The organism is Aulosira sp. FACHB-615 (genome assembly GCF_014698045.1).
Taxonomy (GTDB): domain Bacteria; phylum Cyanobacteriota; class Cyanobacteriia; order Cyanobacteriales; family Nostocaceae; genus Nostoc_B.
The window spans coordinates 59,763-83,921 of sequence record NZ_JACJSE010000002.1 but is presented as its reverse complement, the minus strand read 5'-3'; the positions used below and the strand labels follow the sequence as shown (position 1 = coordinate 83,921).

At 40.1% G+C, this 24,159-nt stretch carries 20 protein-coding genes; 17 read left to right on the top strand and 3 right to left on the bottom strand.

Features of this window, described 5'->3' with window-relative positions; genetic code table 11:
* Positions 1–56: 56 nt before the first annotated feature.
* On the bottom strand, positions 57–1,379 hold the full coding sequence (locus tag H6G77_RS02780) for a hypothetical protein (RefSeq protein ID WP_190591696.1): 1,323 nt from the start codon (positions 1,377–1,379) through the stop codon (positions 57–59).
* Positions 1,380–2,706: 1,327 nt separating this feature from the next.
* Between H6G77_RS02780 and ndhL the strand changes: the two genes are divergently transcribed.
* From ndhL to H6G77_RS02730, 11 genes are all read left to right on the top strand, one after another.
* Positions 2,707–2,919, top strand: coding sequence for an NAD(P)H-quinone oxidoreductase subunit L (gene ndhL, locus H6G77_RS02775; protein ID WP_190591695.1), 213 nt, complete (start codon positions 2,707–2,709; stop codon positions 2,917–2,919).
* A gap of 24 nt (positions 2,920–2,943) precedes the next feature.
* On the top strand, positions 2,944–3,258 hold the full coding sequence (locus H6G77_RS02770; protein WP_190591694.1) for a DUF3007 family protein: 315 nt from the start codon (positions 2,944–2,946) through the stop codon (positions 3,256–3,258).
* Between the two features lie 75 nt (positions 3,259–3,333).
* Complete coding sequence (gene trpA / locus H6G77_RS02765) at positions 3,334–4,131, top strand: tryptophan synthase subunit alpha (RefSeq protein WP_190870771.1); 798 nt, start codon at positions 3,334–3,336, stop codon at positions 4,129–4,131.
* 301 nt (positions 4,132–4,432) lie between these two features.
* Positions 4,433–5,071: a cell division protein ZapB gene (locus tag H6G77_RS02760; protein ID WP_190591692.1), complete on the top strand. Its 639-nt coding sequence runs from the start codon at positions 4,433–4,435 to the stop codon at positions 5,069–5,071.
* 1,204 nt (positions 5,072–6,275) lie between these two features.
* Complete coding sequence (locus tag H6G77_RS02755) at positions 6,276–6,440, top strand: hypothetical protein (protein WP_190870770.1); 165 nt, start codon at positions 6,276–6,278, stop codon at positions 6,438–6,440.
* Between the two features lie 210 nt (positions 6,441–6,650).
* Entirely contained in the window at positions 6,651–7,979 is a 1,329-nt protein-coding gene (locus H6G77_RS02750) for a tetratricopeptide repeat protein (protein ID WP_190870769.1), read from the top strand.
* A gap of 208 nt (positions 7,980–8,187) precedes the next feature.
* Positions 8,188–8,937: a peptidylprolyl isomerase gene (locus H6G77_RS02745; protein WP_190870768.1), complete on the top strand. Its 750-nt coding sequence runs from the start codon at positions 8,188–8,190 to the stop codon at positions 8,935–8,937.
* 348 nt (positions 8,938–9,285) lie between these two features.
* Positions 9,286–9,411, top strand: coding sequence for a hypothetical protein (locus tag H6G77_RS36155; protein ID WP_277880543.1), 126 nt, complete (start codon positions 9,286–9,288; stop codon positions 9,409–9,411).
* Positions 9,412–9,599: 188 nt separating this feature from the next.
* Positions 9,600–10,229 (top strand): helix-turn-helix domain-containing protein, encoded by a 630-nt coding sequence (locus H6G77_RS02740; RefSeq protein ID WP_190870767.1) that lies wholly within the window; start codon positions 9,600–9,602, stop codon positions 10,227–10,229.
* Positions 10,219–12,948, top strand: coding sequence for a peptidase domain-containing ABC transporter (locus H6G77_RS02735; protein ID WP_190870766.1), 2,730 nt, complete (start codon positions 10,219–10,221; stop codon positions 12,946–12,948). The genes H6G77_RS02740 and H6G77_RS02735 overlap by 11 nt, the downstream gene beginning before the upstream one ends.
* A 183-nt stretch (positions 12,949–13,131) precedes the next feature.
* Positions 13,132–14,646, top strand: a complete 1,515-nt coding sequence (locus H6G77_RS02730) for an HlyD family efflux transporter periplasmic adaptor subunit (RefSeq protein WP_190870765.1) — start codon at positions 13,132–13,134, stop codon at positions 14,644–14,646.
* A gap of 294 nt (positions 14,647–14,940) precedes the next feature.
* Here H6G77_RS02730 and trmB read toward each other — a convergent pair whose 3' ends face one another.
* Positions 14,941–15,579: a tRNA (guanosine(46)-N7)-methyltransferase TrmB gene (gene trmB, locus H6G77_RS02725; RefSeq protein WP_190870764.1), complete on the bottom strand. Its 639-nt coding sequence runs from the start codon at positions 15,577–15,579 to the stop codon at positions 14,941–14,943.
* Between the two features lie 417 nt (positions 15,580–15,996).
* On the opposite strand from trmB, the gene H6G77_RS02720 reads away from it, so the two are divergent.
* Positions 15,997–17,103, top strand: a complete 1,107-nt coding sequence (locus H6G77_RS02720; RefSeq protein ID WP_190593103.1) for a metallophosphoesterase — start codon at positions 15,997–15,999, stop codon at positions 17,101–17,103.
* A 139-nt stretch (positions 17,104–17,242) separates the two neighbouring features.
* Here the strand turns inward: H6G77_RS02720 and H6G77_RS02715 are convergent, their stop codons facing one another.
* Complete coding sequence (locus H6G77_RS02715; RefSeq protein ID WP_190870763.1) at positions 17,243–18,457, bottom strand: FIST N-terminal domain-containing protein; 1,215 nt, start codon at positions 18,455–18,457, stop codon at positions 17,243–17,245.
* Between the two features lie 456 nt (positions 18,458–18,913).
* Between H6G77_RS02715 and H6G77_RS02710 the strand changes: the two genes are divergently transcribed.
* The 5 genes from H6G77_RS02710 to guaA all read left to right on the top strand — a co-directional run bounded on the left by H6G77_RS02710 (position 18,914) and on the right by guaA (position 23,813).
* The gene (locus H6G77_RS02710) at positions 18,914–19,153 is read left to right on the top strand and encodes a Calvin cycle protein CP12 (protein ID WP_190593101.1); all 240 of its coding nucleotides are present in this window, start codon (positions 18,914–18,916) and stop codon (positions 19,151–19,153) included.
* Positions 19,154–19,660: 507 nt separating this feature from the next.
* Positions 19,661–20,254: a DUF3177 family protein gene (locus tag H6G77_RS02705; RefSeq protein ID WP_190593100.1), complete on the top strand. Its 594-nt coding sequence runs from the start codon at positions 19,661–19,663 to the stop codon at positions 20,252–20,254.
* 27 nt (positions 20,255–20,281) lie between these two features.
* Positions 20,282–20,581, top strand: coding sequence for a hypothetical protein (locus H6G77_RS02700; RefSeq protein ID WP_190593099.1), 300 nt, complete (start codon positions 20,282–20,284; stop codon positions 20,579–20,581).
* Between the two features lie 169 nt (positions 20,582–20,750).
* A complete protein-coding gene (cbiD, locus tag H6G77_RS02695) occupies positions 20,751–21,866 on the top strand; it encodes a cobalt-precorrin-5B (C(1))-methyltransferase CbiD (RefSeq protein ID WP_190870762.1) in 1,116 nt (371 codons plus the stop codon).
* A 324-nt stretch (positions 21,867–22,190) separates the two neighbouring features.
* Positions 22,191–23,813, top strand: coding sequence for a glutamine-hydrolyzing GMP synthase (gene guaA, locus H6G77_RS02690; RefSeq protein WP_190870761.1), 1,623 nt, complete (start codon positions 22,191–22,193; stop codon positions 23,811–23,813).
* Positions 23,814–24,159: the final 346 nt, after the last annotated feature.

The following is a 24,159-nucleotide window of genomic DNA, read 5'->3' as shown; positions in this document are numbered from 1 at the left end:
TATTCAGTCAGTTGCACTCAAACATAGTATTTACCAGCCAACAATCTTTTTACCACCTATTGATAAATGTTTTCCCTTAATTGGGAAAACACATGGTAAGTATCTATCTTAGATTTGCCTGGAGAGTTTTGTTTGTCTTCTTCAACTTTAATCAAGTTATATTCAATGTTTTCAGCATAGATAGCAAAAGTGATATTAAAAATTTCTAGAAAATGAATGACCCATTTGCACTCATCTTTAGGTAATTTTTCATAATAACGAATTAAATGAGCAATTCTAATTTCTAAATGGCTGCGAGAATTCTGACAAATTAAAATTATTTTGAGGAGAATGATTACTAAAGTTAATGGATGACCTTGAGAAAGTAATAAAGTAAATAATTGTGAAGGCTCTCGACCATTTTCTGTAGTTAGACAGTCAATCAACCGATTACAGCTTCGTAAAAATAAGTTTTTATCTAAAATCTCTTCATCATATTCTGGCTTCCAATCAGCTAAATTTTCTTTTAATTGCTGATTTAATATTTTTACTAACTCCAAATTTTTAACAGAGAAAAACAAATACTTACGTATGCTTTCTTTAAAATCTTGAAATGTTTGCTCCTGTGTTTGTTTAATAAATATATGGGCTAAATTTTCATAACTAAATAACCCCTTTTTCACGATAATCATTTTAATCAGGCGTAAAACATTATCGCCCAAGATGCTAGGGTTGACATAGCGTGTAGTACTAGAAGCCGAGGACTGAGAACGGGCAATATACATTGCTAGTTCAAATTTGAAATTGTCCTTCATTTGCTTAGAAAGTTGCCTAGCTGCCTCTTGTTGCTCTTTGGGGTTATTAACATCTAAAGATTGGGCAACTAATAAATAAGCTGCATACCGATTGCTCCAGTGAGCTTTACCTTTGTGATCGTGTTTATGGGCAAATAATTTTAATTCTTGATAGTCTTCACTCTTAACAAAGTTTTTGAGCCAGCTTTTATATGTATGTAAACTGGTATAACTACTTTTTTTACATGGAATATCATAATTAACTAATAAGTTAATTAATTCTTGAATAGATTCATATTTTCTTTTAGATGCCCAGTTATTAACTATGATATAGCAACAACGCTTAATAGTATTCCGAAATTCCTGTTCATTGTTGGCTGAGAGAATTTTCCGAATGAGAGGTACTGTATTTAAACTACCTGATTCTAGAAAGTCAAAAAATAATCTTTTAAATTCTCGCAAAACTTCTTCTGGAGACTTTTCATTCACAATTTCCATGAAGAAGCTATATATTTTTTCTTGCCCAAGTTGGAGATTCAATAGCTGAGAATTGGGTTTAACAAAATTTTGTTCTTCTAAATCAGTAAACAGACTGTGAGTGGTCATGGAAGTTCTCAAGACCAATGAAGTTAATGTATCTATTATTCATTAGATTACCTGTGATAGCCATCAGTATCAATCAATTTTTCAAAGATAAGGTAATTTTTTGAATGAGTTTTGATGAATTTACTGAAGTCTTCTTCAAAATTAAATTTACAAAGCTCAATATTTCAGGAAAATTACGGTTATTGGTTATTTCACAGTACTTACGTACAAAAATTTTCTGTGGAGATTGGGTGTAAGGGTGATACCATTTCACTTTAAAAATGATACGAATATGCAAGTAGCGCCTCGACTTCGCTCGGCGACCAGAAGCAGAGTTGCAGAGGAAGCGATTTCTATCAGTAATTTCGTGAAATGGTATGAAAGGTTGTGGGATATCAGGATTTTAGATACATTTCCTCCCGCCTCCTCAATACGGTTCGGATAAGAAACTTACTTGTGTAGGCAAGCAAGGGTGCAGGGGTGAAAGGGGTGAAAGGGGGAAGGAAGGTACGCTCTCCCCTGCACCTGAAGCTCCTCTGCCCCCTACTCACCTCAACAGATACATTTGTTAACCGAACCGTATTGCCCGCCTCCTACTATAAAAGTCCCTTATTGCCTAAGTCCGAATTGTATATATACAGTTAAGCCTGCTTAGTATTACTTAAGCAGGCCTCATTTAACTTTTTTTAGTGGGGGTGGAGGGACTTGAACCCTCACGACCGTTTAAGGTCAACGGATTTTCATTCTCTTGCAGCTTTCACTACTACCTTTTGGTTTTGAGAATTGGACTCTCCCTTTACCCTCGCCTTTACGTTAGGGTAGCTCCCGTCGAGTCTCTGCACCTTCCTAAAACTTTGAGTTTTTCAACTCAGTACTTAATTTTAGGCTTGGCTCAGGATTGCCTTGTCTGGAAACAGATTTAGGTTTCCCTGAGTTTGAGAGCTGACACTTGAAGAATTTCTTCATCAAGGCTCAGTTTTCTAAGTCCGTAGCGTCTGCCATTCCGCCACACCCCCAAGTTTACTTAGGAGCCACTTGTTTTTTTGGAGGGCAGCAAACACCTCCTCATCTATTCCACCATCAATGTGCGTTTTGTGCAACTAGATTTAAAAATTTTGTCTATTTTGAGCGATCGCAATGTTTTTTGGCAATTTCTCACTTAGACAAGCATCTTTACCTTGGTGTTACAAGTACACACATCAGACACTGGCTTTGCTATTGTAGCACTATCCGAAAATTTGTCTAGTAAAAGTGCAGAATTTTTGGAAAGTTACATAAAATAGGACTCTTCAGCCTATGATGAAAAACAGATGCACCAAATGGCCTTGTCTACAAAGAGAGAAAACCTATGATCGTAGCCCTGCTGTATCTGATTTTGGCTGGCGCTTATTTATTAGTCCTTCCTGTGGCTGTAATGTTTTACATGAAGCTGCGATGGTATGTGGCTACTTCTATTGAGCGTGCTTTTATGTACTTTTTGGTTTTCTTCTTCTTTCCCGGTTTGTTGGTTCTGTCGCCCTTTGTGAACCTGCGACCACAACCGCGCAAAATTGAAGCTTAACAAGATTGGTAGGTCATAACTCTCATGCGACGCATCGACGCTCTTGGAATTGGTTTAGGCATTTTTATTGCTGGTGGCTTGGCTTATGTGGGATTACAACTTGTGGGCTTAGATGCTCAACAAGCTGGGATATGGAGCCAAGCTGTGCTAGTGGTGATTGGCTTGGTTGGTTGGGTAAGCACTTATGTTTACCGCGCTGTGAATAAAAATATGACCTACCATCAGCAAAGGGAAGACTATGAACAAGCGTTTTTCCAAAAGCGGTTGGAAGAACTTACGCCAGAAGAACTAGCCAAACTTCAAGCCGAGGTTGAACAAGAAAAGCAATCTCAGGTTTAAAGTGATCGTTTTATGAGTCAATAGTCAATAGTCATTGCTTTTGACTGTTGACCCTTGACTTTTGATTTTTGACTAATGACCGCCATTTCCGATCGCTTTGAAACCTTAAAACGGAATCAAGAGTGCGCTCTGATTCCGTTTATTACTGCTGGTGATCCAGATTTAGCAACCACCGCCTCGGCTTTGAAAATATTAGATAGTAGCGGTGCTGACTTGATTGAATTGGGTGTACCTTATTCTGATCCTCTGGCGGATGGGCCAGTGATTCAGGCGGCTGCTACCCGCGCTTTGCAACAGGGAACCAAGTTAGAAGGTGTTCTGGAAATGTTGCAAGATATTACCCCCAGCTTGCAAGCGCCAATTATTTTGTTTACTTATTACAACCCAATTCTGCACCGGGGTATTGAAAACTTTCTTCAGCAAATTGCAGCAGCTGGGGTGTCAGGATTGGTAGTACCTGATTTACCTCTAGAAGAAGCGGCTGGCTTGCTTAAACCTGCGGGTGATATCGGGATTGATTTAACTTTATTGGTAGCGCCTACTAGTTCGGCTGATAGAATTGAAGCGATCGCCCGTGCTTCCCAAGGATTTATTTATTTAGTGAGTGTGACTGGTGTAACTGGGATGCGATCGCAAATGGAAACACGAGTATCTGATTTACTAGGGCAAATTCGTAATGTTACTAATAAACCCATCGGGGTTGGTTTTGGAATTTCTCATATTGAACAAGCCCTTCAGGTCAGAGATTGGGGAGCAGATGCCGCAATTGTTGGTAGTGCTTTTGTCAAACGTTTAGCAGAAGGCACTCCTGAAGAGGGACTAGATGCGATCGCTCAATTTTGTCAAAGTCTGAAAGCTGCTCTACGCAGTTAATCAGCAGTAGGGAGAGTCAGGTAAGAACAAATGACCCTTAACTCTTAACACATAACTTTCTTGCCACCTTAGAAAAAGTAGATTAAGAATGTATAACAGTATAGTTTTTTTACCCTGGTTTAGTAGACAATTTGACCTTTATGGTCTTGAATATTAACAGCAGATTGCAGGCTGTAAAAAAACTAGCTGGTACTGTCGCTTATACTTTAAGTGTTTAGGTGAATTTTAGTAAGTAAAAGATTATGAGTGTGAGAGTGTGTCAGTCACAAAATAATTACGTCGCAGCTGAGGGACAAAAGCGATGAGTGAAAGCATGGCATTTATCGGTGGAGTCGCTGTGGCTGGGCTGGCGGCGCTTGTTTTGCTCAAGGGAACAAATAATCCCTTACAACCTAACTTTACTGTTACCCCCCAAATGCCCACTGTAGTTGCACCCCAACTACAGCCACCTGTGCAGTATCCATCTAACTACGGACAACCTTATCCGAATACTCAGCCACCTACCGCGTCTAACCCTGAGCTACGGGCAGAGTTTGAGCAGTTAAAAGCTGAATTAAATCGTTTAAGAACCGATAATGAACAGCTAAAAGGGGCAAATCAACGACTATTGGACAATCAAAACGCCCAACAGTTGTTATTAGCACAGCAAAATAGCCAAAAAGTTGCATCGGAAGTATTACAACCTCAAAACGCTTGGTGGACTTCACCAATTGTTTGGGCTGTGGGCGGTGCGACATTAACTGTTGGTGGCGGTATTGTAGTTGCTGGGGTATTGGCTTTATTTGGGCCGCGTAACCGTCCGACTCGCACAGTGCAGGTAATTCATCCCTATCAAGGTTCAACTCCGCCGTTGGTTCCTGTACGACGCGCTGAATTTCTTCCGCCTTCTCGTCAAGAAGCTAGAAGAGTCGAAGCGCCAGAATACGACGAAATGCACTAGTACAATAAGGCAAAAGTAAAAGGTCAAAAGGCAAAAGCAAGAATATTGATACCACAAGCCTTTTAGCAATTCCTGATGGTCACTGAGCGTACTTGTACTGAGCGCAGCCGAAGTGGTCGAAGTGTGGTCGGTTTATTTACGCCGAACTGTACTAGTCAGAATGCAGGAGTCATTTCACAAGGAATCACAATTTAATACTAATTTTGCCTACCAAGAGCAAGGTTTGAAACTTAATATTTCAGATACTCAAAGACGATTTTGTGAGAAATTCGTTCTAGCGGCTGACTTCTGAGTTCTGAATTCTTATTTGGAAAATTTTTGCCTTGTTAGATAAAGCATTTAGATAAAGCATGAGGTGAAGTTTCTACCTTGATGCTTAATTTTTTATTTTTGTTCTAATAGTAATCAAAAAAATAAGTTTCTCCCTGCTCTTCCTTGTTAAGTAGAAGGACTAAATTAAACTTAACTTGAGATTACTGGGTTTCGATACTTCGACTGCGCTCAGTATCCACACTTCGACAGGCTCAGTGCATCGCTTCGCTCAACCCTCTTCTAGTCAGCTTATTGAGCATTGAGCGTTCGCGTAGCGTCTCCCTTGGGGAGAAGTCGAAATGTGTATTCTAAATAATCTATCCACCTACTTATACCAATTCGCAATTCGCAATTCACAATGACGCTTGCAGGTTCGCTAACGCAATTAAGAAATCTAGCTCCAGCAAGACTTTCCTGATTTATATCTGTCGCATTCTTTTCTTAAATTGGTATTAGCAGATAATGGGAGATTTTTTGCTTGCAAGTCCCTAATGAGAATCAGCTAAAGACAAGAGAAGGGAGAAAAAAGAGACATAATTACTTCTATTCTGCCGATATACTGCACCAGTAATACCGTTTCTTGATGAAGATGCAACTTATCGAAGCTCAGATCCCCGACTTCTTGGAAAAGTCGGGGATCTTTTGGTTCAGGAATGATTTAGAAATGCTAGATGTGTCTACAGAATAGCTTCTAGTTCTTCTGCTCCAGCCTAAACTATGAGTAAATATTGACTTATATTTTTGATTTTAGCTCCAGAAAATGCGATATTTTTGTCCCAATTCATACCGGACTTTCCCTTGCATTCCAAGATTCAAGAAAGCATGATGTTAATAGGAAGAGACAAAACAAAGTTTCTTCGTCAAAACAACTTGAATCTTGAGGTTTATTATCATGGCTGAAATTAAAATTAATCAACTGAAATCTGAAAAAGCTGCTGATGAAATCGTTGACTTAAAGTCTAAATCAGCAAAAGAGTCTCCAGAGTTTACAGCTTTCACAACTGTACGTGGTGGTGTTGCTTTTGCAGTTGCTAAATGGTCTTCTTTCTTAGCGTAAGATAGGAAAAATTTCCAAAATAGTTCTGAAATACACAATCTTGGTTGCGGATTTCAGAACTATTTTAAAAGCAACTTTTCACAGTGACATAGTTAATTTTCTAAACGAATGTCACTGTGATTTATCTCATGTCTAGCTACTTGTCAAATTGTGGCTTGATTTTTGTAGTGGTGCAATAACTACATAATAATAAACATCAGGAGAGATATTATGCTAACTCTTAATAGTTCACCTATTGCTTGGTTAAATCGACAATATTTTGATTTAGGCCCTCTCAATGGCGGTAAACCTCATCATTATGGAATTGAATTTAGTTATAACAGTTTAATTAATAACACCACACTTCCTTATACTGTTCAAGTTAATGTCTCACCTTTCTTTCGAGAATCTCTGGTCAAAGAAACTGGGATGTATCAATATCATGTTAATCATCCACTAGAGTTAGCAAAAGAATTACGCACTGAGCGTTGGGAAAAGCTTTGTGAGTATTTATCTAATTATCAAGAACTACCCAATATCACCAAATTACGGGTGATGAACTTGTTGCGAAGCTTGTGCTTTCATCGAGTCGTAAAAGAGTATATCCCAGAAATATCTAATGATGAAATTGCTAGTAATGTGGAACTTGCTACTCTTGCATGGTGTAGGGCGCTTTCTAGCTTGATTACTCACTTTGACGATCGCACCTTTGATTATATTCAAGAAATTGCCGCGATCGCTACCCATGCGCCATCGGGAAGTAAGGTAAAAATCAACGCTGGCTTACAAATGGTAGTTGAATATTCCAAAATATTTGGAGATTTAGCCTCGGCTGAGTTTTGGCGTGAAGAAGTTACCAAGGACATTGAAATATTAAGACCTTCACTAAACGAGTTTGAATATAACTTGTTGATGAGTATGTACTATCGTTCTGTTTCTTTTGTGCCATTTTTACGCAGAGATAAACAGAAAGTAGTTGAAGAAATGGATTTATGCGAGTCTTACGCCAGAAGTTTAAAACCTGAAAATGAATTGCAACAAATTGTTGCACGGGAAAATCTCAGCTTGTGTATGGAAAGCCGTTCTAAAGAGTCGATATGGTTAAAGGATCTCGATTTAGCAGAAGAACGAGTACGTCTGATAGTCCAGCTAGAGCCTCTTGAACCGAGATATCATTTAGAATTGGCGGAAGTGTTAACCAAACGTGGCAAACTCGAAGAAGCCGCTAAATACTATCGTTCAGCTACAAGATTAGGCCCTCCAGGAACTCCAGTGGCTTGGTTTATGGCTGGTCAATGTCATGAAAAAATGGGTGAATTAGAATTAGCTAGTGATTGTTATCTGGCTTCTCTACAAATCGAACCAGAAGCTATCTCAGTTGTTCAACACCTAGCTAATATAGCGCCTAGTTTGGGAAATCCTGGCCTGGTGAATTGGAGTAATTTGCGTTTAGCAGAACTGGAAGAACAAAAGCAACAATTACAACCTAAAGCCGCACCTAACTTCCAAAGTGAATCCTTGTCTGCATTAAAGCGATCGGCTGATAAGGTATTAGTTTAAGATAACAACTAAGCTATGGCAGTTCTCAATGATTGGTAATTCTATTTGTCAGGGTAAACTGCCATACTGCACCTTTACAAATTTATCAATCAAAGAGGACTCCTATAGCAATTTACAAACATCTCTACCTTGTCCACCTTGTCTCCCTTTCCTCCCTTGTCTCTTTCATTCACATATCAAATAAAACTTTTATATATCCCTATTTAAAATGACAGACTCTATCTTAATTACCAGTCAAGATATTTTACATCAACTAAAACTATCTTGTAAGCTGCCAGAAATTATTGAACAAATTACGGCTGATCATATTGTGAAAGCTGTTGCTTTAGAAAATGGAATTAAGGTAGAAACAGAGGAATTGCAACAAGCAGCAGATAAAATTCGATTAGCTAACAACCTTGATAGTGCGGCTGAAACATGGCAATGGCTAGAAAAAAATTATCTGTCTCTTGATGATTTTGAAAAAATTACTTATAGTAGTCTCATTTTTGGTAAGTTAGCATCACACCTGTTTGAAAATAAAGTTGAAGAATACTTTTTTGTACACCAACTCGACTATGCTGGTGTGATTATGTACGAAGTAATTTTAGAAGATGAAGATTTAGCATTAGAACTTTATTACGCTATTAAAGAAGGTGAAATTAGCTTTTATGAAGTGGCTCACCAATATATCGAAAATATCGAATTACGTCGTGCTTGTGGATATCGTGGGTTAGTTCGTCGCCGAGATTTATTACCAGAAATATCTGCGGCTATTTTTACAGTTCAGCCTCCCCAACTTCTCAAACCAATTTTTACATCAAGAGGAATTCACTTGATTTTGGTAGAGGAAATTATTCAGCCAGAGTTAAATGCTCAATTGCGCCAACAAATTGTGGCATATTTATTTGCGGAATGGCTGAAGCAGCAAACGCAGCAAGTTACATATCAGCTTCAGCTTGAGTCTGTAGGTGGTTAGGAGATAAGGGAGACAAGGTGGACAAGGGAGACAAGGGAGAGTGGAGACTTTTATATAAATAACTGATCAATTGTATCTTCATCTAGAAAGGTTTTAGGATAAACTAAAGAGTTTCTATTTGTACTTTATTAGTATAGGCGTGCTGTAACGCATGTACACATTAGTAAAAATTATACTTGAGTATCATATTAATATCAGTTTGTAAATAATAGAGATACAAAAATAATTTTTATATCTAAATATCGAAGCTGTTTAACTGCGGAATTATCTGCTGAAAAAGTGTCGGCGTTCAATCGTGAAATCTGGCAAAGCTAAGTCTAGCAAGCTAATACAGCTATAAATATGTTGATGCTGAGGTTAATTCAAGCGGTTAATTTAATCAATTTTTGGGACATAAATGTTTTAGTTGATGTCCCAAAAAATTTTGTTTGCAGAAGCGATCGCCTGAACACCCGCACCAGAGATATCACATAGACTTCATCGTTGAATAAATATTCCATCGAGAAAAATATTTAATTGTTTTTACGGAAATTAATTTTTTGTATATGTATTTATAGCCCGGTGCAATTTAATCTGCACTGCTGATTGTCATTTACCTGCTGTCTAATTTGCATTGGGTAAATAACAACAGACATACCAATTTGTAGTGCATTTTTACCGTTATGTCGTACAACCAAGCACAATATGACATTGACAGGGCGCAAGCTCCTACAGGTAAGTATTTAACAAAGTTTCAACGCAAACTACTGCAAGAAAATTTACAAAAAGATTTATCTGATTCCTATCGTCAGCGCATTGAAATTATGTTGTTGACAGATGAAGGAAAGTCACAAACGGAAATTTGTCAAATTTTGGGATGTTGTGCAGCTACAGCACGACATTGGATGCACATTGCGCGAATCGGTATGGCGCATCAATGGCAAGATTTCCCTATTGGTCGCCCAAAAGCAGTGAATGAGCAGTATTTAGAGCGATTGAGAGAACTTGTGAGTAATAGTCCCCGCGACTATGGCTATTCTTTTCGGCGCTGGACAGTGAACTGGCTGCAAAAACATCTCGCCAAAGAATTAGGGATGGAAATTAGCGATCGCCATATTAAGCGACTCCTCAAACAAATGGGGTTATCTACATTACCAAAATCCCAAAATGCTGAAGCAACCCAACCTCAGCAAACTCATGGTGCCAAAATTTTGATTAAAGATTTGCGATCGGCAAGATTAACCTATGATAGCGACTTTTCGCCGATGAAGTTCACAAAATTAGGAAGAAATGTAGATATCTATGGTGCATAATCTATCCGTTCAGTTGATCACTCCCGAACAACTCAACGAGACTTTGGGCTGTTCCCTATCGGTAGAAGAATTTCAGTACTGTCTTCAACAAGCTAAATCCCTAAATCCAAAAGTTGGTAAATTCTGGCAAGGCGCAAATGTAGAACCTGGTATCTATATTGTGGTGACAGGTAAAGTCAGGCTACTAGATGATGTTGATGAATTAATTGCCACATTAGAAACAGGAACTTCCTTCGGGGAATTTACCTTATTTCCAGAAGCTAACCTCACACCATATTCCGCCAGAGCTTCTGTTAACTTGCAACTATGTTTTATTCCTGGTGATGTGTTGCAGTCATTAATGGCGAAATACCCCCAAATGCGGGATCATCTCTGGACTAAAGCCTTATCCCGTTCGCCACAACCAAACAGCGCGGATACTTCCTCTCTTCAGACATCTGAGGTGCATCCACATCATCAAATAGATATTGTTGCGCCGCCTGTCGAACCTCCAGATAGCAAAAAGATTAGTAAAGCTTACTTCCCCAACCCTAGTCAACGAGTCGGACATTTATGGCAGAGGGTAACTCGACGCTATCCGTTTTTTGCTCAACAAAGTGCTTCTGACTGTGGTGCTGCTTGCTTAGTGATGGTGTCGCGTTATTGGGGTAAACGTTTTAGTGTGAATCGTTTACGAGATATCGCCAATGTTGACCGCAACGGTGCATCGTTGCGAGGATTAGTCATGGCGGCGGAAAGCCTCGGTTTTAACACTAGACCGGTGAAAGCTAGTTTTAATCAGTTAGCCAAGCAAAAATTACCTGCGATCGCTCATTGGGAAGGCAAACATTATATAGTTGTTTACGAAATTACTCCCAACGATGTGATTATTGGCGACCCCGCCATCGGTCAAAAAACCCTCAGCCACAGCGAATTTAAAGCTAACTGGACTGGTTATGCTTTGCTGTTGCAACCAACAGCCGCTTTTAAAGATGCCAAAGAAGCCTCTACACCTTTTTGGCAATTTTTTGGATTAATGAAACCTCACTCGCTGGTGATAGTTGAGGTGTTGATTGCTTCTGTATTTATCCAAATCTTTGGGCTGATTACCCCGTTATTTACCCAGTTAATTTTAGACCGTGTGGTTGTCCAGCGATCGGAACTGACATTAACAGCCGTGGGTTTAGGGTTGCTGATGTTTAACTTGTTCCGTGTCGCCATGATGGGGTTGCGTCAATATCTCTTAGACCATACAGCCAACAAAATTGACTTAGTATTAATTGTTGGTTTTATTCGCCATACATTGCGACTACCTTTGAGTTTTTTCGAGTCGCGTTATGTGGGCGATATTGTCTCCCGCATTCAAGAAAACCGCAAAATTCAAAGATTTCTTTCTGGTGAAGCATTATCTATACTCTTAGATTTATTCACCGTCTTTATTTATGTCGGCTTGATGTTTTGGTATAGCTGGCGTATGGCTTTGCTAGTATTAATTATTGTGCCACCATTCGCCTTATTAGCATTAATCGCTACACCATTTTTGCAGAGAATTTCGCGGGAAATCTTTAATTCTGTCGCCAAGGAAAGCAGTTACTTAATTGAAGCCTTAACTGGTGTGCGAACAGTCAAAGCCACAGCAGTGGAACAAAATGTGCGTTGGCATTGGGAAGAGTTATTAAACCAAGAAGTAAAAACCAACTTTGCCAGTCAAGTTATTAGTAATCGACTGCAAATTATTAGTAATACAATTCAAGCCTTGGTAACTACCGCTTTGCTCTGGTTTGGGGCGCACTTAGTAATTCAAAATCAATTAACGATTGGGCAGTTGGTTGCATTTAATTTGCTTTTAGTCAATATTATTACCCCATTTCAAAGATTAACGGTTTTGTGGAATCAATTGCAAGAAGTCGTGATTGCTGTAGAACGGATTAATGATGTTTTAGATGCGGAGCCAGAAGAAGATTTACAACATCAATTAAGGCAAAATATTCCTCAACTCCAAGGTAGTATCCGGTTTGAAAATGTGACCTTTCGCTATCATCCAGATAGTGATGTGAATATTTTAGAAAATCTCTCATTTGAAATCAAACCAGGGCAGATGGTAGCTTTAGTAGGGCGGAGTGGTTCAGGTAAAACTACTATTTCTAAGTTAGTTTTAGGGTTATATCCGCCTACTGATGGCAAAGTCTTAATTGATGGACAAGATATTACTAGCATTTCCTTACGTTCTCTACGTTCTTGTGTGGGAGTAGTTGACCAAGATACCTTTTTATTTGGTGGCACAATTCGAGAGAATATTAGTTTAGGATATCCAGGAGCTACCTTAGCAGAATTAATCGAAGCTGCTAAATTAGCTGGTGCGGATGAGTTTATTAAAAAGCTACCCTTGGGATATGAAACCCAAATAGGTGAAGGTGGCGGCTTGTTATCTGGTGGACAGCGACAACGAATTGCGATCGCTAGAGCTTTGTTAGGTAATCCACAGCTATTGATTTTAGACGAAGCTACCTCCCATCTAGATACTGAATCGGAAAGAATTATTCAACAGAATTTAAATAAAATCCTCAAAGGCAGAACAACATTAGTTATCGCCCACCGCCTTTCTACAGTGCGGAATGCAGATTTAATTTTAGTCCTAGATCGAGGGCTATTAATTGAAAGTGGCACTCATGCAGAACTAATGGCTAAACGAGGACATTATTTCTATTTAAATCAACAGCAAATGCAAATTAATAGTTAGTTATTGGTCATTGGTAATCATAATTTACGCAAGATTATGAAAAAACTAACCGCAAAGGACGCAAAGGACACGAAGTTATAAGATTTTGAGAGATTTATTGCGTAAGTCATAGATAATTTGCGATTTTTTGATTATCTCTTCTCTTCATCTCTAGCCCCTAATCTCTAACCTCTAGGAAAAATTATGACAAATACATTGAATGGTAAAGTATCACACTCAAAAGATATATCTGAACCAGAACTTATCGATGAAGCTGTATTACCAAAAACTGATGATTGGTCTGATGTTACCAGAGAAACTCTTGATAACTTACCCCAAGTTTGGACGCGAGGAATATTATATTTTTTAGTTGTGTTTGTCTCGATAATTTTGCCTTGGACAGTGTTGGCTAAAATTGATGAAACTGGTACAGCGAGAGGTAGAGTAGAAACTCAAGATAAAACGGTTAAACTCGATGCGGCTGTTACGGGGACGGTTGCTGAAATTCGTGTTCAAGAAGGAGATACAGTCAAAGCGGGGCAAACTTTATTAATATTAGATTCGGAATTAGTCAAATCAGAATTACAACAAGCTCAAGATAAATTAGAAGGACAGTTAAATCGACTGACGCAGTTAAATTCCGCTAAAAATCAACTTTTGGTTTCTTTAGCTACCCAAGAGCAACAAAATCAATCACAACAATTAGAAAAACAAGCACAAATTGAGCAATTCCGCCAAAATCTTCAACTATCTACTAATACTTTTAACTTACAAAAAGCCGCAGGTATAGCACAATTAAATCAAGCGAAGCAAACTATTATCCAAAACGAAAAAGCGAAAAAGTTAGCGGAAGTTAGCTTGGCGATCGCCCAACGTGAACTAGAGCGTTATCAAAAAGCCTTTAAAGACGGAATTGCGGCGGAAGTTAACGTTGTCGAAAAAGAAGATGCTCTTCAAGAACGAATAAAACTGTATGAACAAACAAAGGCAGATATTCAACAGGCAAAATTACGTTTAACTGAACAACAAAGTAGTTATGAACGGAATATTCGTCAAGCAAATGCCGAAATTGAACAAGCCCAGTTACGCCTCAAAGAACAAGAAAGTAGTTATCAAACTTTAACTCGTTCTGGTAAACTAGCCATTTTAAGAATTGCCGAACAGGAAAAAAATATCGAAACCGAAATTACATCTTTACAATCAGATATCGCTCAAACTAAAAGCCAAATTGCAGCTTGGCAATTTCAATTGCAACAAAGAGAAATCAAAGCTACTAGTAACGGAATTTTATTTCAACTACCAATCCAAAAACCTGGAGCCGTTGTCCAATCTGGCACAATGTTAGCAGAGATAGCACCTGCAAATTCACCTTTTATCATTCGCGCCACAATGGCCACAACAGAAAGTGGTTCTTTGCACACAGGATTACCAGTGAAGCTAAAATTTGATGCTTATCCATTTCAAGATTATGGCGTAATCTCAGGTGAGCTAATTAAGATTTCTCCTACTACTACAGAAATAGACACACCCAATGGCAAAGTTGCAGCTTATAACTTAGATATTGCCCTCAAACAAACTTGTTTACCTGCTGCGAATAAATGTATACCCTTGCGTCCTGGTGATACAGCCACAGCCGAAGTCGTTATCCGCCAACGCCGAATCATCGATTTTCTACTTGATCCATTTAAGCAGTTGCAACAAGGAGGAGTGAAGCTTTGAGAAGGCAGGAGTTGTAAGAGGGTGTTTGAAAAGTGGTTGGTTGTGATTATTAGCACTTCTTGATCCCCCCTAACCCCCCTTAAAAAGGGGGGAAATGCTTCAAAGTCCCCCTTAAAAAGGGGGATTTAGGGGGATCTACAAGTCTAAAATACAACACCAAAAAGTTTTCAGACATCCTCTAAGGCAGTCCCGATGAAACTTGTTTCATCGGGACTGCCTGGTTGGTGAGCGAACTTGTACTGAGCGCAGCCGAAGTAGCCGAACCACTGCCTTCTGCCTTCTTCCAACTACATATCACCCTTGTTTAACAAACAAAGCGCGATAAACTGGTTCACCTTTATTTTGAGTAGCAATTTCTCGTTCTGTGGCGACTGGTAGGGGATTTTCGGCTAACCATTCATCTGTACCGACTTTTGTAAAGGCTGAGTTTTCCGCAAAGCGATCGCACATTTCCACAGCAATAAACTTCATATCTGATTGCAGAAATACAACTCCACCCACTGCTAAATATGCCGCTAATTCTGTTACTAGTTCTGGTTGGACTACACGCCGTTTAGCATGACGAGTTTTAAACCAAGGATCAGGAAACTGAATTGTCACCCTTTGTAAAATTCCTGGTGCTAAACCAGATAACAGAGGTTCTAAGGAATTGTTCGCATTGCAGTACAAATAATGCAGGTTGCTTAAACCCAACTCAGAACGCAACTGATTCGCTTCCACTACCAATGGTTCCCGAATCTCTAAACCAAGAAAATTCCAGTTAGGTTCTACCTGCGCCATTTGCAACACAAATCTACCTCTAGCACAGCCAATATCTAAATGTAGTGGTTGGTTTGGTTGTGCATAAACCTTTTCCCACTCTAAGGGATTAACTGGTGTACGATATTTGCGGGCTAATGGGTTAACGTGTTGGCGGACTCTCACAGGTGCCAAAGCTGGTACTCCTCGTTAGGATATGCAGATAGAAAATTAAGTATACAATTATATAATAAATTTAATTAAGTAGTTAAATAATTAAGACACTATACAATTTTAAAATTATTAAATAGAGCCTAATTATCAAGATAAATTTTGACAAACATCAAAATAATCAGGCGAAATTTCCAGAGATTTATACACATTATTGATATTGAAATTTAAATTTCAACTTTTTGGAAGCTCAAAAATATATTTATGCTCAATTATTGGTGGATAAATAGATCCCCGACTTCTTAAAGAATTAAGGTTTCTGAATTTTGCTGTATTTACAAATGTTAAGAAATCATTTTCCTGCCGAGTAGACAAAGCAAAGGTTATACTTTGTGGAAAAGGCTTTTTTTAACCTGTATTTTTAAATTTGCCCGCAAATCAATGGCTCTCAATTTTCGCTTTGCTGTAGTCAGCGACTTACACATTGCACTTCCCCATACAATCTGGGATCATCCCAGTCGGTTTCATTTGGTGGAAGTTAGTATCCCAGCTTTTGAAAGTGTCATCGAACATTTAACACAACTTGATTTAGATTTTCTGTTGCTTCCAGGCGATTTAACCCAGCATGGTGAACCAGAAAATCATCTTTGGTTACAACAACGCTTATCTAAGTTGCCATTTCCGGTTTATGTGGTTCCGGGTAATCATGATGTACCTGTAATCATGGCAGATGAGCAATCCATTAGTTTTGCTGATTTTCCCAATTATTACCGCAAGTTTGGCTATGACAATCCTGAGCAAATTTACTACACTCATCAAGTGTTACCGGGAGTGCGGTTAATTGGGTTAAATTCCAATTTTTTTGATGCAGAAGGTAAGCAGCTAGGACGTTTAGATCAGCAACAACTAACTTGGTTAGAAAATGTTTTAGCAACAGCAACAGAAGAGTTAGTGTTGGTGATGGTGCATCACAATGTAGTTGAACATATACCCCAGCAGACGCGCCATCCGATGGGGAACCGCTATATGCTGCAAAATGCGCCGCAACTGTTAAAACTGCTGCGTCAATATCACGTCAAGTTAGTATTTACAGGGCATCTGCATGTTCAGGATATTGCTTGTTCAGATGGAGTTTACGATATTACTACCGGCTCTTTAGTGAGTTATCCTCATCCTTACCGAGTTTTTGAGTTTCGCCAAGATAACTACGGCAGAGAATGGTTGCAAGTATTATCGCATCGGGTGGAATCTGTACCGGATTTTCCCAATTTGCAGCATTTATCAAAACAATGGATGGGCGATCGCTCTTTTCCTTTTTTGATGAAATTTCTCACTCATCCACCGTTAAACTTACCATCAGAGCAGGCGCAAGTCATAGCTCCCAGTTTACGTGACTTTTGGTCAAAAATTGCCGATGGGGATGCTGTATTTGACTACCCCCAATTTCCGCAAAATGTCCGTCACTATATTCAAACTTACAGTGCGATCGCTCGTTGTGGTACTCCCCACTTTATTGATAACAACAGTACTTTGTTGTTGGAGAAGTAGAAGAGTTAGGGGACAAGGGGGACAAGGGGACAAGGGGACAAGGGGGACAAGGGGGACAAGGGAGACAAGGGAGCAATTTTTCTACCTTGTCTACCCCCTCTACCTTGTCTACTCCTACTCAGACTACAACACTCAGCACTTAAAACTCTGACTGACGACAAATGCCGAATACAGAAGTGTAACCATGTAGGAAAGTATTACCGCCTACAGGGCCAATTTCGCCACCGCAGAAAAAGCCGCCGATGGGAATATTTTGGAAGTAACGCCTAAATAGTGAGGAGTCAAAATTAGGTTTACCATAAAGTCCTTCGCCTCGACCGACGCAAGCAAACATTAATGCGGCAATTGCTGAGGATGAAGGCTGTTCTTGGTTTTGATATTTTTCCAAGAGAAATTCTAAGTCTTCGGCGGAAGCTTCGGCATCACGTAAATGAAATTGTAACCGTTGACCAGGCCGGACGCGATCGCCAATTGCGATCGCGCCTCCAGTGGGATCTACTCCTAAAATACTGCGAATTAAAAAGTCTCCTTGCTGCAAAGACATTTTAAATTCATCCATCGCCACGCCAACAAATAAAGAATGTTGGGCTAAAGTGCGTTCTTGATCACTCAGGCTATTAATTAAATCACGCAACACCACCAAAGGCACTTTTTCATCTAGTTCTAAAATAATGTTGCGTTCGGCTTTGGTAACTTGCATTGGGTTCCCAATGGGGCGACAGCCTTGAGCCACAATGGTTTCTAACACAATATTACCAGTTAAAGCCAAGCCGACAGTGCCTTCACGGTAGAGGCGATCGTTACAAAACAGCGCCTGTCTCCCACCCATACCGCCACCACTAGCTTGTCCCCCCACAATCACCGAACCGGGATAAGCAAAGTCTAATCCTTGCAATAATTCATTAATACCGGAAGAAAAAGAACTAGACAACAGGATAAACTGTGGTTTGGCGGATGGTTCCACACCAATTAAATTCACCCAAGCATCTGGAGAACTGTCCAAATCGGGCAATTCATCCGCCAAAATATGAAAAACGCGGAGATTCACCCCCGGTAAATGTGCCAATGTTAAACTTAAAGCTGCTTCTGCTTCTATCTCTTGAGTTTCCCCATCTGATGTAGTTCCAATTACCCCACCACCGCTACAACCAATCATGACGGGTACAGACAGTTTTTCTGCCAACAAAGGTAAAAGCCGAGAATATTCACTAGCAAAAGCAGATGAAATAAATACCAGCCCTAAATCCGCCGGTGCTGTTAACGAAGACGTAGTTTTCTGCACCGCATCTGTAATAGCGGCTTCTAGAGAAGGACGGGTTGATAGGGCATTAGCCCACTGCATTTGATCTGCCATGAAATTTCATCTCTTCCTTTTTCATCGTGCTTTTAGCCCCAGGTTTTGACAAGGTAAAGCGTCTCACAGACTGCCTCACCGCCCTGCTTACCTCCTGTTAGCAGCCTTTAAAGACAGATATTCATCAATAACCATTACATACAATGAATCATGCAATAAATATAGTTTATAGATGCACCTTCGCAGTACTGACTCTATAAAATCTTAAAAGATATAGCATTCCTAAATGAATTACAAACAAATCTACTCCCCACTCCCTACTCCCAGCCTCAATCAGTAATTTAGAAATAAAAATACAGCCTGAATATCCCAATATACCGTGGTTATCTATCATCAGGCGGCCATAGATACTAAGTGGCTCAACTAATTAGGTAGAATGATGAATGATAGTACAGAAAATAGAAATTTTTGAACTTTTCTATACTAGTATTAACAACACACAGCAAAACGAAAGCTATGAGCGAAACCAAAGCCAAAGTTGATCTTGAAGAACAAATTCAAGCAGAAGTAGAACAAGCTCGTGCTGTCTGCGACATCTCAGGTAGCAATTCTGCTGAATGTGCAGCCGCTTGGGATGCAGTTGAAGAACTGCAAGCTGAAGCCTCTCACCAGCGCCAAAATAAGCCCAAAAATTCTCTAGAACAGTACTGCGACAACAACCCAGATGCAGTTGAGTGTCGAGTTTACGATGAATAGACATTGAGTGGGTAAATTTTTATTCATCCAATCAAGCAAGCAACCAAAATCTATTTACTGTGACTTTGTGCTTGATCCTTTTTAGGGTATGTTTTTTAACTCATCCCAAATCACAAGTTGTCAGTTAGTACAAGTTACAAAAGTAAAGGATACACAAGTTGCTTGTTTTTTTACCTCCACACAAGCACATTTCACCCCGATGAAGGATGAAGTGAGTAACCAGACATCAATATTATTGAGCTATAAGAATACGGTTTGATTCCTGAATCTAGTTGTGTAAGCAGGGAGTAGGGAATGGGGAGTAGGGAGTAGGGAGTAGGAAAGAAGCCTGCTCTGGGTGTGCTGATTTTTTTCCCAAATCAAATTATGAATCCTCTATTTAAATATTTTTCCGTAACTACTGCCTGATGAGAGTCTTATAGTCATTTCCAATATTTGCAGAAGTATCCGTTATTATTAAATATCTGTTCTTCATGCAAACTTTTTATTGAGCGTCTGGCAAAGATAATGGAAGATGTGTGGTTTCGCCCTTATGTCTGGGCTGATTATCGACTGGCAGTATTATTTACACTGATTATCCCCTTAATTCTGCTGATTTGGGCATTTGTTCAAAGGGCAGAAGGAATACAACGCCTGTTAATGATTTACTGGCGAGTGGCAAGTTTGTTTGCAATTACAATTTATTTAATGATTGCTGAGTATCCAGTCAGCTTTGTTTCTGGGTTGATAGCGCGTATTCTGATTCCGATTTCTCTGTGGTTTTGGGTGGATCTCAATGATGAAATTGAGTATCAACAGAGTGGCTTATTAAAGCTAGTTTTTACTTCTTGGCGCTGGGCTGTAACAGTTTATAGTTTACTGGGTGCGATCGCCTTTGTTCCTTTTATCGGTTGTGCCTTTTCCGAAACAGCCATTAAAAGTCCCTATTGTCGAGTCTGGTTTGAAGCCCCGTTAATCTTTAAAGACTACTTCCATCACAACAGCAAACCTGCATTCCTCGGTTTTCTGGGTATTACCTGTTTAGTGATTTATGTACTTTACTTAAGCTACTTTGTTCTGATTAAGCTGGGCAAACAAGGACGTTCAGCAACACCTCAGTAATTAACTCCAAGACAAAGTTCCAATTTGATGAATAATTCCATTGGCAAGCGCCTAGAACAATACACCAGCAAACGCCCCCAAGAAGTTTTATTGATTACGGTAGAAATAGGCGATGAACAAGACAAAATTGCAGTCTTCAAAGGTTTTTCTAGTTCTTTAATGCGTCCCACCGCTTTTGATCCTGATGTCCCCGTACTCTTAGACGAGGCCACAATTCTCAGTATCGATCGCATCGCCAGCCCGTATAATCCTGAAGCACCCCGTTACATCGAAAAAGGCATCTCTTGGGAAGCAATGCAAGCTTTGTTGGTGGAAGTGGGGGTGTGAAAGATTTGGGGGAGTAGCACCTCGACTTCTCCTGACGGAGACGCTGCGCGAACGCTTGGCGACAGGGGGGCAGAAGAATTTTAGATTTTGGATTGCCAATTTTAGATTGAAAGATTTTCATAATCTAAAATCCAAAATTGATGCACTCAGCACTATGAACTAATGACCAATGACTAAAGCTGGATACACTTTACCTGTGTTTGCTTGTGCGGCGGCGATGGCGGCGTTACATTGGTTACGCCAAAATCAGTCTTGGCAAACTGTGGCGGTTGACTTAATTACACCAGCGCAAATCGCGGAAATCCCGATAGAACAAGTGGCGGGGTTATCGGAAAATTTGGCTTTGGGAATTACTCGTAGTGACCCTGGTGATAATCTTGACTTGACGCGGGATACACCAATTTGGGCAATGGTGGCTTGGGGTGGCGAAACAGCACAAGCAGTCACAATTAAAGGTGGGGAAGGAATTGGCAAAATTCTGGATGCAGATGATCAACCCGCGATTTATCGTTATGCCCAAAATTTATTGCAAGAAAACTTGCAACGGATGTTAGCACCTGGGGAAAAAATCACAGTCACGATTATTTTACCCGAAGGGCGATCGCTGGCTGTCCGCACTTCTAATGCTGCCTTTGGTGTCGTGGAAGGACTATCGCTATTAGGAACAACCGGAATTTCCCAACCTTTAAGTTCACCTGATCAGTTAACCGCGTTTCGGGCAGAATTACAACAAAAAGCCAGTCGCTTTGAGAGTTTGGTATTTTGCATTGGCGAGAACGGTTTAGATTTGGCGCAAAAAATCGGGATTAATCCCGAACAATTGGTAAAAACGGCTAACTGGTTGGGGCCGATGTTAGTCGAGGCGGATGCTTTAGGCGTTAAAGAAATCTTATTGTTTGGTTATCACGGCAAGTTGCTGAAATTGGCGGGAGGAATTTTTCACACCCATCATCATTTGGCAGATGGACGGCGGGAAATTTTAGCAGCCCACTGTGCTTTGGCGGGAATGCAGTCATCAGATATACAAGCAGTATTTCATAGTCCCACGGCAGAAGCAGCCCTGAAATATCTGCGAGAATTTGATACTGTCAGTGGTAGCGATTGGGTAAATCAAGTTTATGGTGCGATCGCTCAAACCATAGATACTCGTTCTCAAGAATACATGCAAGCCCATAATAACCGAAGTACGACAGTACCAAAATGCGGCTCAATTCTCTTTGATCGCGATCGCAAAATTATCGTAAAGAGTAAAACTGCTTGTTTCTTAATCGCAAAATTATGTTAACTTAATATGAATAATCATTAATAATCTAAATAAATAGCTTTTTCAGTAACCACTCTAGGGTAATTTATTCCTTCTAATACCATGTCAGATTGAATGACCGAGCAAACGCTTTATAACCCGCGTTTGTAGGGGGTTCCTTTACCATTTACCAGCCTCAGAAGGCAGAGATAGTAAAGTGCTGAGTGCCAGAAAGCAGAGTCTAAACCAAGTACTGTCCAGCTTTCAGCAATCAGCGCAATTCTCATCTAAGTAACTCCGGCGATAAGTGGTATTTTTGTCAAACCACAGTGCAACCATCTACTACTTCATTCACACTTCCCCATCATGAATACAGCGGTGACTCTACTAACCGAACAAGCACCTCAACCAGTAGAAGAATTGAGGCAGCTTGAGCGTCAAATGATTATTATTTTAGACTTTGGCTCTCAGTATTCCGAACTGATAGCGCGACGCATTCGTGAAACTCAGGTATATTCTGAAGTTCTGTCTTATCGCACCACAGCCGAACACTTGCGGCAACTTAACCCCAAAGGCATTATTCTTTCTGGCGGGCCGAGTTCAGTTTACAGCGAAAAAGCTCCCCATTGTGACCCAGAAATTTGGCATTTAGGCATTCCCATTCTGGGTGTATGTTATGGGATGCAGTTAATGGTAAACCAACTCGGCGGGGAAGTGGCGAAAGCCGATCGCGGTGAGTATGGCAAAGCCTCATTATATATAGATGATCCCACAGACTTATTAACCAACGTCGAAGACGGCACAACCATGTGGATGAGTCACGGCGACTCCGTGGTGAAAATGCCAACTGGGTTTGAAATTTTAGCCCATACAGAAAATACTCCCTGTGCGGCTGTTGCTGACCACGAAAAGAAACTTTATGGTGTGCAGTTCCACCCCGAAGTTGTACATTCCATTGGTGGTTTAGCCTTAATTCGCAACTTTGTTTATCATATCTGCGAATGCGAACCAACTTGGACAACTGCTGCCTTTGTGGAAGAAGCAATCAGAGAAATTCGCGCTAAAGTTGGTGATAAACGGGTACTTTTAGCATTATCTGGCGGTGTTGATTCTTCTACCCTAGCTTTTTTATTGCATAAAGCGATCGGTGATCAACTGACTTGTGTATTTATCGACCAAGGCTTTATGCGGAAATATGAGCCAGAACGGTTAGTGAAATTGTTCCAAGAGCAGTTTCATATTCCTGTAGAATATGTTAATGCCCGCGATCGCTTCTTAGATACCATTGCAGGTGTAACAGATCCCGAAGAAAAACGCCGTCGCATCGGTCATGAATTTATTAGTACCTTTGAAGAAGCATCAAAGCGCCTCGGCCCCTTTGATTACTTAGCTCAAGGTACACTGTATCCAGATGTCATCGAATCTGCCGATACCAACGTTGACCCCCAAACAGGCGAACGGGTAGCAGTCAAAATTAAAAGCCATCACAACGTCGGCGGTTTACCCAAAGATTTGCGATTTAAATTAGTCGAACCTCTGCGGAAACTTTTTAAAGATGAAGTCCGCAAAGTTGGTCGTTCTATTGGTTTACCAGAAGAAATCGTCCAGCGCCAACCTTTCCCCGGCCCTGGTTTAGCAATTCGCATCATCGGTGAAGTCACCGCCGAAAGGTTGAATATTCTCCGCGATGCTGATTTAATTGTGCGCCAAGAAATCAATCAACGTGGATTGTACAACGAAGTTTGGCAAGCCTTTGCTGTCTTGCTACCCATTCGCAGCGTTGGCGTAATGGGAGATCAAAGAACTTACGCCTTTCCCATAGTTTTGCGAATCGTCACCAGTGAAGATGGTATGACCGCAGATTGGGCGCGTCTCCCCTATGATGTGTTGGAAGTCATTTCTAACCGGATTGTGAACGAAGTCAAAGGTGTGAATCGTGTAGTTTACGACATCACATCCAAGCCACCTGGAACCATCGAATGGGAGTAATTAAGTGAATGTTTAAATGAAAGATTGAGGTGGGTATGTCCCACCTTTTTTTTCAACAATTATTGCTGATAAGACAATGAGAAAGATTTGGGGGATTCTCCCCCACGCCCCCGATTGGGGGACGGTTGCGTCCCCCAAACCCCCTCCAAAATCATTTTTTCGTTTTTTATTGAGTCATTCGTCATTATTTGTTGCTTTTGTTGTAATTTAGGGTTCTTATCTAAACTGTATTGGCTGATATGCCAGGAGGTAGAGAAAAGAAGAATTTCTAGATTTAATTCTTTTGCGGTGTATCTTATTGAGTTTCAATGGTGTATCTGGAAAAAGTTATGCGCCAGAAGTAGAA